The organism is Micromonospora yasonensis (genome assembly GCF_026013475.1).
In the GTDB taxonomy this organism is placed as follows: domain Bacteria; phylum Actinomycetota; class Actinomycetes; order Mycobacteriales; family Micromonosporaceae; genus Micromonospora; species Micromonospora yasonensis.
In genome coordinates this window covers 62,594-76,290 of record NZ_JAPDPH010000002.1, presented here as the reverse complement: position 1 = coordinate 76,290, position 13,697 = coordinate 62,594, and the positions used below count along the sequence as shown (strand labels likewise).

Sequence of the window (13,697 nt, the reverse complement as noted above, 5' to 3'; positions counted from 1 at the left end):
AGCCGGGGGTCCCAGAGGTTCATCGCCGCCTCCCCAACGCCACGCCGATCCCGGCGGCCAGCAAGACCACCGCGCCCGCCGCCACCGCGCTGACCGCGGCGTACTGCCGGCGCACCCGGCGGCGCACCTCGGCGTACGGGGTGGTGGAGAAGGAGACCAGCTCGTACTGCGACACGTACCGGTCGGGCAGCGCCCGCTCCAGGGCATGCTCGATCCGCTTGCGGGTCTGGAACACCGGGGAGGCGACCTTGTCCCGCATCTCCACGAAGTTGGTCAGCGCCATCCGGGCGATCGCCTCGGCGTTGGCCTGCCGGTGGTGCTGGAACAGCGGCAGCGCCGACGGCCAGTGGTCGCCGCACTCGTCCAGGCAGCGGTCCAGCTCCACCACGTCCTCGAACGCGCAGTTCGCGCCCTGGCCGTAGAACGGCACGATGGCGTGCGCCGCGTCGCCGAGCAGGCCCACCTTCCCGTCCACCTGCCACGGGGTGCAGCGGACCGTGCCGAGCACCCCGACCGGGTTGTGCTGGTAGTCGTCGACCAGGTTCGGGGCGAGCGGCACCAGGTCCGGGTAGTGGGTGGCGAAGTACCGCTCGATGGCGGCCGGGCTGCCCAGCGAGGCGAAGCTCTGCGTGCCGTGGGTGGGCCAGAACAGCGTGCAGGTGAAGGAGCGGTCCGGGTTGGGCAGCGCGATCATCATCGAGGTGCCGCGTGGCCAGATGTGCAGCGCCCCCGGGTCGAGGGCGAACTCGCCGCCGATCGGCGGGATGGTGAGTTCCTTGTAGCCGTAGTCGAGGAAGTCGAGGCTCTCGGTCAGCACCCCGTACGCGAGGAGCTGCCCGCGCACGGCGGAGCCGGCGCCGTCCGCGCCGAGGACGACCGCGGCGGTCTCGGTGACCTTGCCCTGCGGGGTCTCGAAGGTCATCTCGCCGCCGGCCGGGTCGAGGCCGACCAACCGGTGGTCGAAGGCGATCCGCACGCCGGGCAGCCCGGCCGCGGCGGTGAGCAGCGCGTTGTTCAGCGCACCCCGGCTGATCGAGTTGATCGCCCGGTCACCGGAGACGCTGTACGACTGGAACTGCGGCTCTCCCTCGACCGGGTGGATCATCCGGCCGCGCATCGGCAGCGCGTCCGCCATCACCTGCTGGTCCAGCCCGATCCGGCGCAGCGCGTCGAGGCCGCGCTCGGAGAGCGCCAGGTTGATCGAGCGCCCCCGCTCGACCTTCCCGGTACGCGGGTCCGGCCGCCGCTCGTACAGGGCCACCAGGTAGCCGCGCCGGGCCAGGAAGCAGGCCAGCAGGCAGCCGGCCAGCCCGGCCCCGACCACCGCGATCTCGTCGCGTCGGGTGTTCATGAGGTGGCCTCCACGGTCGCGGCCAGCGCGTCGGCGACCCGCCAGCAGTCGTGGTACGTCGAGTAGAGCGGCACCGGGGCGAACCGGACGATGTCCGGCTCCCGGGCGTCGGCGATCACGCCGTGCTCGTGTCGCAGCCGCTTGGTCAGCTCGTTGGCGCTGCCCACCCCGATCCGGACCGAGAGCTGGCAGCCGCGGCGGGCCGGGTCGCGCGGGGTGACCACGGTCAGCGGCCGGTCGGCGGTCACCTCGTCGAGCAGCCGCTCCAGGTAGCCGGTGAGCCGGAGGCTGCGGGCGCGCAGCGCCGGCATGCCGACGGAGTCGAAGAGCTCCAGCGAGGTACGCACCGGGCCCATCGCGAAGATCGGCGGGTTGGAGATCTGCCAGGCCTCGACGGTGGCCGGCGGCCGGGAGACCGGGGTCATCTCGAAGCGGGTGGCCGCCTCGGTGCTCCACCAGCCCTCGAAGCGGGGCAGCGCCGGGCCGCCGAGGTGTCGCTCGTGGACGAAGACGCCGGCCAGCGCCCCCGGCCCGGAGTTCAGGTATTTGTAGGAGCACCAGGCGGCGAAGTCGACGTCCCAGTCGTGCAGGGCGAGGGGCACGTTGCCGGCCGCGTGCGCCAGGTCCCAGCCGACCACGGCGCCGGCCGCCCGGCCGGCGGCGGTGATCGCCGGGATGTCCATCAGCTCGCCGGTCAGGTAGTTGACCCCGCCGAGCAGCAGCAGCGCCACGGTGTGCCCCTCGCGGGCCAGGAGGTCGACGACGTCCTCGGTGCGCAGGGTGTCCTCGCCGGGTCGCGGCTTCAGCCGGACCACCGTGGCATCCGGGTCCAGGCCGTGGAAGCGGGCCTGGCTGCGCACGGCGTAGCTGTCCGAGGGGAAGGCGCTGTCCTCGATGACGATCCGGGTCCGTTCCCCGGCCGGGCGGTAGAAGCTCACCATCAGCAGGTGCAGGTTGACCGTGAGGGAGTTCATCACCACGGTCTCCGTGGGGAGCGCGCCGACCAGCCGCGCCGCCGGCGCGGTCAGCAGTTCGTGGTACGGCAGCCAGGGCCGCCCCGCCTCCAGGTGCCCCTCCACACCCAGCCGGCGCCAGTCGTCCAGGTCGGCGAGGAGTTCGTCCCGGGTGGCCCGGGGTTGCAGGCCCAGCGAGTTGCCGGCCAGGTACGCCACCTCGGGGTAGCGTCCGGCCTCGGCCGGCGGCACGTGGAACAGGTGCCGGTGCCCGGGGTCGGTGGCGTCGTGCGCGCGGGCTTCTTCTTCGGGGGTGTGCATGCTGTTCTCTCCGGTCACATCGCGGTGCGGGCCGACCACAGCTCGGGGAAGACCACCCGGGCCATACTGCGCTGCAACCAGGCCAACCCGGCGGAGCCGCCGCTGCCGACCTTGGCGCCCATGGTGCGCTGCACCGCCTTGATGTGGTGCCAGCGCCAGTCACCGAACCGCTCGGCCACCTCGGTCAGCGCCTCGCCCAGCAGCCGCAGGTGGTTGTCCGGGCCGCCGTCGGCGTAGATCCGCACCCAGGCGGCCTCCACCACGGGGTGCGGCTCGTGCTCGGTCGCCACGTCCCGGTCCAGCAGCTCGGCCGGCAGGTCGAAGCCGTGCCGGGCGAGCAGGGCGACCACGTCGTCCCACAGGCTCGGCGCGGCGAGGGCGCCGGTCAGTTCGCCGTACACCTCGGTCTGCCGCCGGAACGGGCGGATCAGCGCCGGGTCCCGCAGGCCGAGCAGGAACTCCAGGTGGCGGTACATCGCGGACTGGAAGCCGGAGCCCTCGCCGAGCATGTTCCGGAAGCGGTTGAAGTCCGCCGGGGTCATCCAGCGCAGCCCCTGCCAGGCGGCGTTCAGCCCCTCGAGGTGCAGCGCGGCGCGGCGCAGCGCGGGCAGCGCCTCCCAGATCCGGTCGGCCCGCAGCTCGCGCTGGGCGTGCCGCAGCTCGTGGCAGGTCAGCCCGAAGTACAGCTCCATGATCTGGCTGACCATCAGGAAGGACATCTCGCCGGGGTCGTCGCTGAGCGGCTGCTGGAGCTGGTGCAGGCTGCTCGCCCGGACGTACGCGTCGTAGGGCACCCGCTCGGCGAACTCCAGGGTCGGTTCGCCGCCGTTGCGGGCCGCCCGGGCCGCCCGCTGCTGCGCGGTGGCGGGGCGTACCGCCGTGGTCTGTTCCACCGTCATCTCCCTCCGTACGCCGGGGTAGACGACATGATGCCGCTGGTGGATCCGCAGATGGAATGCCTCTTCAACGGCGGTACGGTGGTCTCACCTGCCGCTTCAAAGGCTTCTCCCGCACTCGACTTCACGGAAGAAAGGTCACCGCGTGGACGACATGGACTGGGCGCTGCTGCGCGAACTCCAGGCCGACGCCCGGCTCTCGTACAGCGAGTTGTCCCGACGGGTGCACCTGTCGCCGCCGGCGGTGGCGGAACGGGTCCGCCGGCTGGAGGAGTCCGGGGTGATCATCGGCTACCACGCGCACGTGGACCTGACCCGGGCCGGACGCACCGTGCTCGCGCTGATCCGGATGTCCTGCTACGGCTCGCGCTGCATCCTCAACGACCCGGAGGTGGCGGGCTGGCCGGAGATCATGGAGATCCACCGGATCACCGGGGACGCGTGCAGCATGCTCAAGGTGGCGGCCGGCACGATGGGCGAGTTCGAGCAGGTCATCGACCGGCTCGCCCCGTACGGGCAGCCGTCCAGCACGATGGTCCTGTCCACCCCGCTGGACTGGCACCCGGTCACCCCGCTGCCGCCCGCGGGTCCACCCTCGCCCGGCCGCCGTCGGTAAGGAAGGGCCCCCTCTTAACGCCTCCGGTAGAGCAGGGGCCCCCGGTTAACACCCCGACCCGCCGGGAAAGCAGCGCCCACTGCCCGTCAGCAGGATTCCGGTGCGCCGCACCGGAAGGGGGGAATCATGCGAGGGCTTGTGGCACATCGCGCCCGGTCGGCCGTTCTGAGCGTGCTCGGACTGGTCGCGGCGTTCGTCCTGATGACCGTCGGCCCGGCCCGCGCCGGGGAGAACGTCTTCGTCGAGGTGACACCCAATCCGGCGCAGGCCGGCAGCCGGGTGAACATCCGGGCCAGCTGCGACAACGCGAACAACCGGCAGGCCGAGGTGAACTCGGACGCCTTCGGGCGGGTGATCCTCCGCCCGGACAACGGCTTCCTCACCGGGGCCGTGACCATTCCCGGCAACAAACAGGCCGGGGACTTCCCGGTCGACCTGCGCTGCGCGAACGGGCAGAGGGCCTCGACCGTGCTCACCGTGCTGAACATGGCCTCGCCGAGCAAGGGCCCGGCCACCGGCGGCGGGGGCACCGCGGGCGGCCGGGGCGCCGGATCGCTGCTGCTGGTCGGCGGGCTCGTCGCGGTGGCGGTGGTGGCCGGCGTCGGGGCCCGTCGCAGGACCGGATCGCGCTTCTGACGAGGTGCGGCCATGGCCCGCCAACCGATTCGTACCGACCGGCAGCCGGACGACCGGATGACGCGTATCCACGGCGACGGCCGTGCGACCGGAACCCGCCGGGGCGGCCGCACCACCCCGACCCCGCGGCACGGCCGGACGACCCGGATCCACGGCGACGGCCGCACCGCGCGCCGGTACACCGGGCCGGCGCGCGGCGTCGGCCGCGTACCGCGGCCCGCGGCCGGCGGGACGTGCCGGATCCACGGCGACGGTCGGACCAGGCGGATCCACCGCGGCGGTCCCACCACGCGGATCCCCGGGGCTGGGCAGTCGACCCGGATCCAGGGCGACGGCCGCACCGCGCGGATCGGCCAGCGCGCCGGGCCGGCCCGCGGCGTCGGCCGCGTGCCGGCGGGCGCCCGGACGGGCCGGAGCGACGAGACGACCCCGCAGGGTGGCGGTTCGGCCGGTGACCGGCTGCGTACCTCGCTGCGGCTGGCGGCCGCGGCGATCCGCCGGTTCGCCCGCGCCGCCGGCCACGCCGCCACCGCGAGCGTGGCCACCGCCGATGCGCGGGGCCGCCCGGTCGCGGTCCGGCCCACCACGACCGCCGGCCGCCGGCGGTACGCCGCGCACCGCGGCCCCAGCGTACCGGTGCTGGTGGTCGCGGCCCTGATGGTGCTGATCGTGGCCATGCTCGGGGTGGAACGGGTGACCGGGCTCAGCGTGCTGCCGGACGGGCTGTTCCCCGGCCTGCAGCCGCCACCGAAGAAGTTCCCCGTGCTGTCGGCGAGCGCCCCGACGGACGTCTCGATCGGCAAGATCGGCCTGCGGGCGCCGGTGCACCGGGTGGGCCTGGCCTCCGACGGCACCATCGCGGTGCCGCCGCTCGAGAAGGCCGGCGAGGCCGGCTGGTACGAGCGGGGACCGACCCCCGGGCAGAACGGCCCGGCCGTGATCGTCGGCCACGTCGACACCACCACCGGCCCGGCCGTCTTCCACGATCTCAAGAAGCTCGACGACGGCGACCGGGTCGAGGTGACCCGGGAGGACCACTCGGTGGCGATCTTCGAGGTCACCTCGGTGCAGCGGTACGGCAAGGAGAAGCTGCCGGTGGACGAGATCTACGGCGACTTCAGCCGGCCGAACCTGCGCCTGATCACCTGCGGCGGCCAGTGGGTGGGCGGCGAGACCGGATACGCGGACAACCTGGTGGTCTACGCGTCGCTGATCCAGGCGCGCGACGGATGAACCTCCGGTCAGGCCGCCTCGGGCTCGGGTTCGCGCAGGTCGAGCCAGTCCGCCCAGCGCGGGTCCGGCACCCGGTGGCCGAGCACCCGCCACGCGGTGCCCTTCGGGGCGGCCGGCATGATGTGCAGCCGCCAGCCCAGCTCGGCCGGAGTCTTGTCGCCTTTGGTGTGGTTGCAGCGGGCGCACGCGGCCACCACGTTCTCCCAGGCGTGCCGGCCGCCCCGGCTGCGCGGGAAGACGTGGTCGATGGTCTCCGCCGGGCCACGGCAGTAGGCGCAGCGCCAGCCGTCCCGGGCGAAGATCGCCCGGCGGGAGAGCCCGACGTGGGCCCGGTACGGCACCCGGACGTAGCGGGTCAGCCGGACCACCGAGGGGACGGGGAGGGCGTTGCGCGCGCTGTGCAGGATGCCGTCACCGTCGGCGACACAGACGGCCTTGGCGGAGAGCACGAGGATCGCGGCGCGACGCACCGACACGACACACAGCGGCTCGTAGGTGGCGTTGAGAACGAGTGCACCGGAGCCCACCGTGGGTCGTATGTCAGGCATCGCGCTCACCCTCCCGGTCCAGCCGCTCCCGCCGCTGCCGCGCCGGGGCCCCGCCCCGCAGGCAGCGGGGAACGACACCGACGCCGGCCGGGATCACCGACGTCCGTTGCGCCAATAGTCCCTGATCGCGCCCCGGATTGCACGCACTAATCCGGGGTACCTCGTGAAGCTTTCTCCGACCGTGGCATGATGACCGGTTCCGGGCGAGATGATCACCGCCGACCGGTCCGTGACACGGCGGTGGGTCGACAGCCGGCGCCCAGCCGCCTTGCGGTACGAAAGCAGGGTGAGTGCCGCCAACCTGATGCTGCGCGCCCTGGCCGCCGCACCCGACCCGAGCCCCAGCCCGTCGGCCGACTGCCGCACCGACAGCTGGTGCAAGAACGTCTTCGAGATCACCAAATCGGCCTGGTTCGCCGAGGGCAGCTACTGGATCATCCTCAAGCCGCTGCGGATCATCCTGATCGTGCTGCTGGCGATGGTCGCGCGCTGGGCGTTGCACCGGACGATCAACCGGCTGATCCGGACCACCACCGAGGGCGCGGTGCCCACCCTGCTCCGGCCGCTGCGCGAGCGGATCCCCAGCGCCTCGCTCGCCCCGGAGCAGTTCGTGCCCGAGCGCCGCCGGCAGCGCGCCGAGGCGATCGGCTCGGTGCTGCGCAGCATGGTCACCGCGTTCGTCTTCGGCATCGCGCTGCTGATGGTGCTGAAGGAGTTCAGCTTCGACCTGGCCCCGCTGCTGGCCAGCGCCGGGATCGCCGGCGTGGCCCTCGGCTTCGGCGCGCAGAGCCTGGTCAAGGACCTGATCGCCGGCCTGTTCATGCTGATCGAGGACCAGTACGGCGTCGGCGACACCGTCGACCTCGGCGAGGCGACCGGGGTGGTCGAGGCGGTGGGCCTGCGGGTCACCACGGTCCGGGACGGGCGCGGCGTGCTCTGGTACATCCGCAACGGCGAGATCGTCCGGGTGGGGAACAAGAGCCAGGGCTGGGCCCTGGTGGTGGTCGACCTGCCGATCGGCTTCGCCGGGACCGAGGAGGCCACCGCGGTGCTGCGTACGGCGGCGGCCTCGGTGGCGATGGACCCGGAGCTGGCGCCACAGATCGTGGAAGAGCCGGACGTGCTCGGCGTCGAACAGATCACGGTCGACGGCGCGGTGATCCGTACGGTGGTCAAGACCACCGCCGACGGGCAGTTCGCGGTCGGCCGGGAGCTGCGCCGCCGACTGGCCGAGGCGCTGGAGAACTCGGGCATCACGGCGCGGATCGCGGCGGCGCGGCTCTACCCGGGAGTGCCGACCCGTACGCCGGCGCCGGGCGAGACGGGCGCCGGCGGCGCGACCTGAGCCATCACCCGGCATCGGCTCGGCCGATCCTCGGGGTTCCGCACCGTGCGGCCCCTCGGGTATCGTCCGTTCGTTCAGTCGGAGATGCGACGATCAATCCGTTCGCCCTAGCCAGCTCTCAGACGATCGGGCAGAATCCGGTGCACACGCTCCCACGGGAGCGTGTCGTGTCCTCGCTGATCCGTAGATCTGACGACGGTCCCCGGGCGGGCCATCACGAGTGGCCGCACCGAGGACGATGGAGGCGACGGTGTCCGACGAGCGACCCGCCCCGGAGGGCCCGGCCACCTTTCGCGACGTCTTCGGCCAGGCCGAGTTCCGCGCCCTCTTCGCGGCCAACGCCCTGTCCTGGGTCGGCGACTACATCGCCAAGGCGGCCGTCACGGTGCTGGTCTACCGGCAGACCGACTCGGTGGCCCTCTCCGCGGCCGCGTTCGCGGCCAGTTACCTGCCCTGGTTGGTCGGCGGTCCACTGCTCGCCGCGCTGGCCGAACGGCACCGCTACCGCGAGGTCATGGTGGCTTGCGACCTGGCCCGGATGGCGCTGATGGTGCTGGTGGCGGTGCCCGGGATACCGCCCTGGGCGATCCTCGCCCTGCTCTTCGCCGCCACGCTGGCCAACCCACCGAGCCAGGCGGCGCGCTCCGCGGTGTCCCCGCAGATCCTGCCCGGCGACCGGCTGGTGGTCGGCCTGTCCGTGATGACGAGCGCCGGCCAGAGCGCCCAGGTCGTCGGCTATCTGGCCGGCGCCGCGATGGCCGCGGTGAGCCCGGCCGCCGCCCTGCTGTTCAACGCGGCCACCTTCGCCGTCTCGGCCGCCCTGGTCCGGTTCGGCCTGCGGGACCGGCCGCCCGCGATGACCGCCGCGCACCGCAGCCACCTGCTCCGGGAGACCGGCCAGGGCTTCCGGATCGTCTTCGGCCAGCCGGTCCTGCGGGCGATCGCGGTGCTGGTGTTCAGCGCGATGCTCTTCTCCATCGTGCCGGAGGGTCTCGCCGCGGCCTGGGCCGCCGAGCGCGGCGGCAGCCTGGGCAGCGGTGCCGCCCAGGCGATCATCATGGTCGCCAACCCGGTCGGCTACGTACTCGGCGGGCTGGCGGTCGGCCGGCTGGTCGGCCCGACCCGACGGCTGGCGCTGATACGTCCGCTCGCGGTGCTCGGCCCGGCGGTGCTGGTCCCCGCGCTGTTCGACCCGCCGCCGCTCGTGGTGGCGCTCCTCGCGGCGGCGTGCGGCTTCGCCGCCGCGGGGCTCCTGCCGGTGGCGAACGGCCTCTTCGTCCGCGCGCTGCCCGACGGCTACCGGGCCCGGGCGTTCGGCGTGATGGCCAGCGGGACGCAGATCATCCAGGGTGCGGCGGTGCTGGTCACCGGAGCGCTCGCCGAACGCTTCGCCATCCCGGTGGTGGTCGGCGTGTGGAGCGCGGCCGGCGTCGTGCTGATGCTCGGGGCGGCGCTCACCTGGCCGGGCCCGGCGGAGGTGAACGCGGCGGTCGAGGCCGCCGGGGCCGACCGGGCCGCGGCCGTCGGCGCCGGGCCCCAGCCGCACCTGCCCGGCCGGGCCGCCGCCGCGGCGACCGCCGGGGAGCGGAGCCAGCGCCGGCACGCGGTGACCTGAGCCGCGCCGGCCGGTGGGCGGGCGTCGAGCGCCGACCGCACCTGGCAGGATGGCAGGGTGACTTCCCCAGGCGAGTCGATCACCCTCTTCGAGGCGATCGGCGGCGAACCCACCTTCCGCAAGCTGGTGGACGAGTTCTACGCCGGCGTCGCCACCGACCCGCTGCTGCGGCCGATGTACCCGGAGGAGGATCTCGGCCCGGCGGCCGACCGGCTGACCCTCTTCCTGATGCAGTACTGGGGCGGCCCGCGCACCTACTCGGAGCAGCGCGGCCACCCGCGGCTGCGGATGCGGCACGCGCCCTTCCGGATCGGGGCGGCCGAGCGGGACGCCTGGCTGCACCACATGCGGCGGGCGGTGGACCGGTTGGACCTGCCGCCGGAGATCGCCGGCGCGCTCTGGGACTATCTGGAGCGGGCCGCCTACTTCATGGTCAACGTGATGGAGGACCCGGCCGCCGGAGCCTGACGGCGACCGGCCGCCGCGCCCCGGGGCGGCGACTCAGAGCAGGGCGCCCTCGTCGTGCAGCCAGTCCACGAAGGTGGTCGCCACCGCGGCCCCGCAGTCGAGCATCTCGACCAGCAGCGCGTCGTGGGCACCGGCACCGAGCGGCACCTGCAGCTCCGCGTAGATGGGGAGCTGACCGCGCTCGGTCGGGTCGCCGATGTACGCCTTGCAGAACCGCCGGGTGTGGTTCCACTCGTTGACCACCCGGTAGGCCCGGTCCGCCCAGTCCGGCGGCACCGTCGCGTGTGGCCGGGCGCGCATCACCAGGATCTCGTCGTCCGGCCCCTCGAGGGTGACCAGGACGGCGTGCCGCTCCCACATGGCCAGCAGGTTTCCGTCACCGTCGGCCAGGTAGCGCACGTCGAGCAGGTCGAGCGCATCGCAGACCCGACGGAGGGTGACCGGGCCGACCGCGGCGGCTGGCATGTCCGCCGTCGCGGGCCGCTCCGCGGCCGTGTCGTCCCCCGGCTGGCGGGGGGTCGGTGGTCCGACCCGGACGGCGTCATCCACTGTGATCCCGCTTCGAGTTTCCGGATCGCCGCCGACGGCGGGACCTGGGCGCCATGACCACCACGGCATCGCTCGCGCACCTCACTCCCCAGCGGATCCAATCGCCTACGGTGCGTTGGATCCGAGGATGGACGGTACCCGGACAGCCGGGTTGAGACATCCCCCCAACGGACGCACCAAACCGGACGAATGAATGGGGGTCATCCGTTCGGACGAGTGATTGCGGGCGTCAGGCTCAATTCGGCGACCCTTCGCGACCAAGCGGCGCCGTACGGTCCGACCAGACCGGCCCAACGGCCAGCGACCCTCACCTGGACGTCACCGGCGCCGAGGAAGCCCATCCGGACCAGGCCCTGGACCAGCCGCTGCGGCACCTCCACCCGAGTGTCCGGCGCACCGTCGGGGGTGACCACCACGGCGACGTGGTCCAGCAGCGCGTCGCGCAGCGCCCGCTGGCCCACCGCGCGGCCCGCGACGCCGTGTGCGGCCGCCTCGCGCAGCGTCCCGGCCGCGGCGGTGGCGATCCGACGGACGTCCTCGGCCGGCAACGCCTCCACCGCCCGGCTCGCGGCCGGCGGCACGGGCCAGCGCCACCCGTCGTCCCGGCGCAGGGGCAACGCCGCGCCGCCCGCGGCCAACTCGGCCAACAATTCCCGAGCGGCGACCGTGACGTCGCCGGGAGCGGCCCCGGCGACCGTCCGGACCACCAGGACGTCCCACGGCAGCCGGGCCCAGAGGGCCGTACGCCCCGCGTCGGGCACCGGCCGGAGCCGGACCAGGGCGGCCGGGTCCAGCCGGACCAGCCGGGCCAGGAAGGCGCCGGCGTCGGCCACCCCGGCCAGCCCGTGCGCCGCCGGCCCGGTCACGGCGCTTCCTCGGGTGGCGGTGTCAGCCCCGGCGCGTAGCGGAGCAGGAAGGCCCGCTCCTCGGGGGAGATCCGGCGGGGCCGCTGCGCGGCCAGGTCGAACGGGACCAGCACCGAGCGGGCGGTGCTGGCCAGCACGTCACCGTCGTACAGCTCGTAGACGACGCTGAACGAGGCCGCCCGGAGCTGCTCCACCCAGAGTTCGATCCGGACCGTGGGGGCCGCCTCCGCGGTGGCCCGACCCAGCGCGTAGTCGACCGGGCGCAGGTAGTCGACCTCGTGCCGGCGGATGACGACCCCGTCGGCGAACGAGCCCACTCCCCACGCCCGGCCGCCGGCGAACATCAACGCCACCCGCGCCTCCTCGTAGAGGGTGAGGAAGCGGGCATTGTTGATGTGCCCGTACGCGTCCAGGTCGGACCAGCGCAGCGTGCAGTGGTAGACGAACTTGTCAGTCACGGGTGAGCTTGCGGTAGGTCACCCGGTGCGGACGGGCGGCCTCGGCGCCGAGCCGGTCAATCTTGTTCTTCTCGTACGCCTCGAAGTTGCCCTCGAACCAGAACCACTTGGCCGGGTTCTGGTCGTCGCCCTCCCAGGCCAGGATGTGCGTGGCTACCCGGTCCAGGAACATCCGGTCGTGGGAGATGACCACGGCGCAGCCGGGGAACTCCAGCAACGCGTTCTCCAGGCTGGAGAGGGTCTCCACGTCCAGGTCATTGGTCGGCTCGTCGAGCAGGATGACGTTGCCGCCGATCTTCAGCGTCAGCGCCAGGTTGAGCCGGTTCCGCTCGCCGCCGGAGAGCACCTTGGTCGGCTTCTGCTGGTCCGGGCCCTTGAACCCGAACGCGGCGATGTACGCCCGGGACGGCATCTCGACCTTGCCCACCATGAGGTGGTCCAGCCCGTCGGAGACCGTCTCCCAGACCGTCTTGTCCCCGGCCAGGCCGGCCCGGCTCTGGTCGACGTACGACAGCGAGACGGTCTCACCGACCCGGACCGTGCCGTCGGTCGGCTCCTCCAGCCCGACAATCGTCTTGAACAGCGTGGTCTTGCCGACGCCGTTCGGGCCGATCACGCCGACGATGCCGTTGCGCGGCAGCGAGAAGGACAGGCCGTCGATCAGCACCCGGTCACCGAAGGCCTTCACCAGGTGGTTGGCCTCGATGACGGTGCTGCCCAGGCGCGGGCCCGGCGGGATCTGGATCTCCTCGAAGTCCAGCTTCCGGGTCTTCTCCGCCTCGTTGGCCATCTCCTCGTACCGGTCGAGCCGGGCCTTGGACTTGGTCTGCCGGGCCTTGGCGTTGGAGCGGACCCACTCCAGCTCGTCAGCGAGGCGCTTCTTCATCTTGGCGTCGCGGCGGCCCTCGACGGAGAGCCGGGCGGCCTTCTTCTCCAGGTAGGTGGAGTAGTTGCCCTCGTAGCCGATGGCCCGGCCGCGGTCGAGCTCCAGGATCCAGCCGGCCACGTTGTCCAGGAAGTAGCGGTCGTGGGTGATCGCCAGGACGGTGCCGGCGTACTTGGCCAGGTGCTGCTCCAGCCACTGCACGCTCTCCGCGTCGAGGTGGTTGGTGGGCTCGTCGAGCAGCAGCAGGTCGGGCGCCTCCAGCAGCAGCTTGCACAGCGCCACCCGGCGGCGCTCACCGCCGGAGAGCTGGGTGACGTCGGCGTCCGGCGGCGGGCAGCGCAGCGCGTCCATCGCCAGCTCGAGCTTGGAGTCGATGTCCCACGCGTCGGCGTTGTCCAGCTCCTCCTGGAGCTTGCCCATCTCCTCCATCAGCTCGTCGGAGTAGTCAGTCGCCATCTGCTCGGCGATCTTGTTGAACCGCTCCAGCTTGGCCTTGGTCTCGGCGACCGCCTCCTCGACGTTGCCGAGGACCGTCTTGGCGTCGTTGAGCGGGGGCTCCTGGGCGAGCATGCCGACGGTGTAGCCGGGCATCAGCCGGGCCTCACCGTTGCTCGGCTGGTCCCAGCCTGCCATGATCTTGAGGAGGCTGGACTTACCGGCGCCGTTCGGACCGACCACACCGATCTTGGCCCCCGGCAGGAAGTTCAGCGTCACGTTGTCGAGCACGACCTTGTCGCCGTGCGCCTTGCGCGCCTTTTCCAGGACGTAGATGAACTGGGCCACGGTGCGGGCTACCTCCGTCGGTTGCGATCGCGGGTTTGCGGGGCGCGGGCGCGGGCGGCGACTTCCGCCCGCCGCCGCCGGCCGGGAGCCGGCCGCGCGCACGCCGTCGTCAATCCTGACAGGTACGCCCCGCTCCGCCCACATCACCCCGCCCGGACGGTCCGGGCGCGCCG

The 13,697-nt window shown here is 73.0% G+C and carries 14 protein-coding genes; 6 read left to right on the top strand and 8 right to left on the bottom strand.

Translation table 11 applies throughout. From position 1 onward, the window contains the following. Nucleotides 1–19: 19 nt before the first annotated feature. From ONA70_RS00985 to ONA70_RS00975, 3 genes are read right to left on the bottom strand one after another with little or no spacing between them, the layout of a single operon-like run. Nucleotides 20–1,351, bottom strand: a complete 1,332-nt coding sequence (locus ONA70_RS00985) for an FAD-dependent oxidoreductase (RefSeq protein WP_265004367.1) — start codon at nucleotides 1,349–1,351, stop codon at nucleotides 20–22. Beyond that, nucleotides 1,348–2,625: a kynureninase gene (gene kynU, locus ONA70_RS00980; RefSeq protein WP_265004366.1), complete on the bottom strand. Its 1,278-nt coding sequence runs from the start codon at nucleotides 2,623–2,625 to the stop codon at nucleotides 1,348–1,350. Before kynU ends, ONA70_RS00985 begins: the two co-directional genes overlap by 4 nt. A gap of 14 nt (nucleotides 2,626–2,639) precedes the next feature. Further along, nucleotides 2,640–3,524 carry a tryptophan 2,3-dioxygenase gene (locus tag ONA70_RS00975; protein ID WP_265004365.1) on the bottom strand — a complete coding sequence of 295 codons (885 nt, stop codon included), beginning with the start codon at nucleotides 3,522–3,524 and terminating at the stop codon, nucleotides 2,640–2,642. A gap of 142 nt (nucleotides 3,525–3,666) precedes the next feature. Here ONA70_RS00975 and ONA70_RS00970 point away from each other — a divergent pair, with 142 nt between their 5' ends. The 3 genes from ONA70_RS00970 (at nucleotide 3,667) to ONA70_RS00960 (ending at nucleotide 6,006) form a co-directional block, all read left to right on the top strand. Further along, nucleotides 3,667–4,137, top strand: coding sequence for an Lrp/AsnC family transcriptional regulator (locus ONA70_RS00970; RefSeq protein ID WP_265004364.1), 471 nt, complete (start codon nucleotides 3,667–3,669; stop codon nucleotides 4,135–4,137). 171 nt (nucleotides 4,138–4,308) lie between these two features. Then, nucleotides 4,309–4,773 carry a hypothetical protein gene (locus ONA70_RS00965; RefSeq protein ID WP_265004397.1) on the top strand — a complete coding sequence of 155 codons (465 nt, stop codon included), beginning with the start codon at nucleotides 4,309–4,311 and terminating at the stop codon, nucleotides 4,771–4,773. 459 nt (nucleotides 4,774–5,232) lie between these two features. Then, the gene (locus tag ONA70_RS00960; RefSeq protein ID WP_265004396.1) at nucleotides 5,233–6,006 is read left to right on the top strand and encodes a class F sortase; all 774 of its coding nucleotides are present in this window, start codon (nucleotides 5,233–5,235) and stop codon (nucleotides 6,004–6,006) included. A gap of 8 nt (nucleotides 6,007–6,014) precedes the next feature. Here ONA70_RS00960 and ONA70_RS00955 read toward each other — a convergent pair whose 3' ends face one another. Further along, on the bottom strand, nucleotides 6,015–6,554 hold the full coding sequence (locus tag ONA70_RS00955; RefSeq protein ID WP_265004363.1) for an HNH endonuclease: 540 nt from the start codon (nucleotides 6,552–6,554) through the stop codon (nucleotides 6,015–6,017). A 208-nt stretch (nucleotides 6,555–6,762) separates the two neighbouring features. Here ONA70_RS00955 and ONA70_RS00950 point away from each other — a divergent pair, with 208 nt between their 5' ends. The 3 genes from ONA70_RS00950 (at nucleotide 6,763) to ONA70_RS00940 (ending at nucleotide 9,982) form a co-directional block, all read left to right on the top strand. Beyond that, on the top strand, nucleotides 6,763–7,899 hold the full coding sequence (locus tag ONA70_RS00950; protein WP_406601123.1) for a mechanosensitive ion channel family protein: 1,137 nt from the start codon (nucleotides 6,763–6,765) through the stop codon (nucleotides 7,897–7,899). Between the two features lie 238 nt (nucleotides 7,900–8,137). Beyond that, entirely contained in the window at nucleotides 8,138–9,514 is a 1,377-nt protein-coding gene (locus ONA70_RS00945; RefSeq protein WP_265004362.1) for an MFS transporter, read from the top strand. A 57-nt stretch (nucleotides 9,515–9,571) separates the two neighbouring features. Further along, nucleotides 9,572–9,982 (top strand): globin, encoded by a 411-nt coding sequence (locus ONA70_RS00940; protein WP_265004361.1) that lies wholly within the window; start codon nucleotides 9,572–9,574, stop codon nucleotides 9,980–9,982. A 33-nt stretch (nucleotides 9,983–10,015) separates the two neighbouring features. Here ONA70_RS00940 and ONA70_RS00935 read toward each other — a convergent pair whose 3' ends face one another. From ONA70_RS00935 to ettA, 4 genes are all read right to left on the bottom strand, one after another. Continuing rightward, nucleotides 10,016–10,600: a type III secretion system chaperone family protein gene (locus tag ONA70_RS00935; RefSeq protein ID WP_265004360.1), complete on the bottom strand. Its 585-nt coding sequence runs from the start codon at nucleotides 10,598–10,600 to the stop codon at nucleotides 10,016–10,018. A 131-nt stretch (nucleotides 10,601–10,731) separates the two neighbouring features. Next, complete coding sequence (locus ONA70_RS00930) at nucleotides 10,732–11,397, bottom strand: hypothetical protein (protein WP_265004359.1); 666 nt, start codon at nucleotides 11,395–11,397, stop codon at nucleotides 10,732–10,734. Then, entirely contained in the window at nucleotides 11,394–11,855 is a 462-nt protein-coding gene (locus ONA70_RS00925) for an acyl-CoA thioesterase (RefSeq protein ID WP_265004358.1), read from the bottom strand. Before ONA70_RS00925 ends, ONA70_RS00930 begins: the two co-directional genes overlap by 4 nt. Further along, nucleotides 11,848–13,524 carry an energy-dependent translational throttle protein EttA gene (gene ettA / locus ONA70_RS00920; RefSeq protein WP_265004357.1) on the bottom strand — a complete coding sequence of 559 codons (1,677 nt, stop codon included), beginning with the start codon at nucleotides 13,522–13,524 and terminating at the stop codon, nucleotides 11,848–11,850. Before ettA ends, ONA70_RS00925 begins: the two co-directional genes overlap by 8 nt. Nucleotides 13,525–13,697 lie beyond the last annotated feature (173 nt).

Coding starts and splice junctions, on each gene's coding strand:
- ONA70_RS00950 (WP_406601123.1), top strand. CDS start 6,763: ATGATCACCGCCGACCGGTCCGTGACACGGCGGTGGGTCGACAGCCGG.
- ONA70_RS00955 (WP_265004363.1), bottom strand. CDS start 6,554: ATGCCTGACATACGACCCACGGTGGGCTCCGGTGCACTCGTTCTCAAC.
- ONA70_RS00935 (WP_265004360.1), bottom strand. CDS start 10,600: ATGCCGTGGTGGTCATGGCGCCCAGGTCCCGCCGTCGGCGGCGATCCG.
- ONA70_RS00945 (WP_265004362.1), top strand. CDS start 8,138: ATGGAGGCGACGGTGTCCGACGAGCGACCCGCCCCGGAGGGCCCGGCC.
- kynU (WP_265004366.1), bottom strand. CDS start 2,625: ATGCACACCCCCGAAGAAGAAGCCCGCGCGCACGACGCCACCGACCCC.
- ONA70_RS00985 (WP_265004367.1), bottom strand. CDS start 1,351: ATGAACACCCGACGCGACGAGATCGCGGTGGTCGGGGCCGGGCTGGCC.
- ONA70_RS00975 (WP_265004365.1), bottom strand. CDS start 3,524: ATGACGGTGGAACAGACCACGGCGGTACGCCCCGCCACCGCGCAGCAG.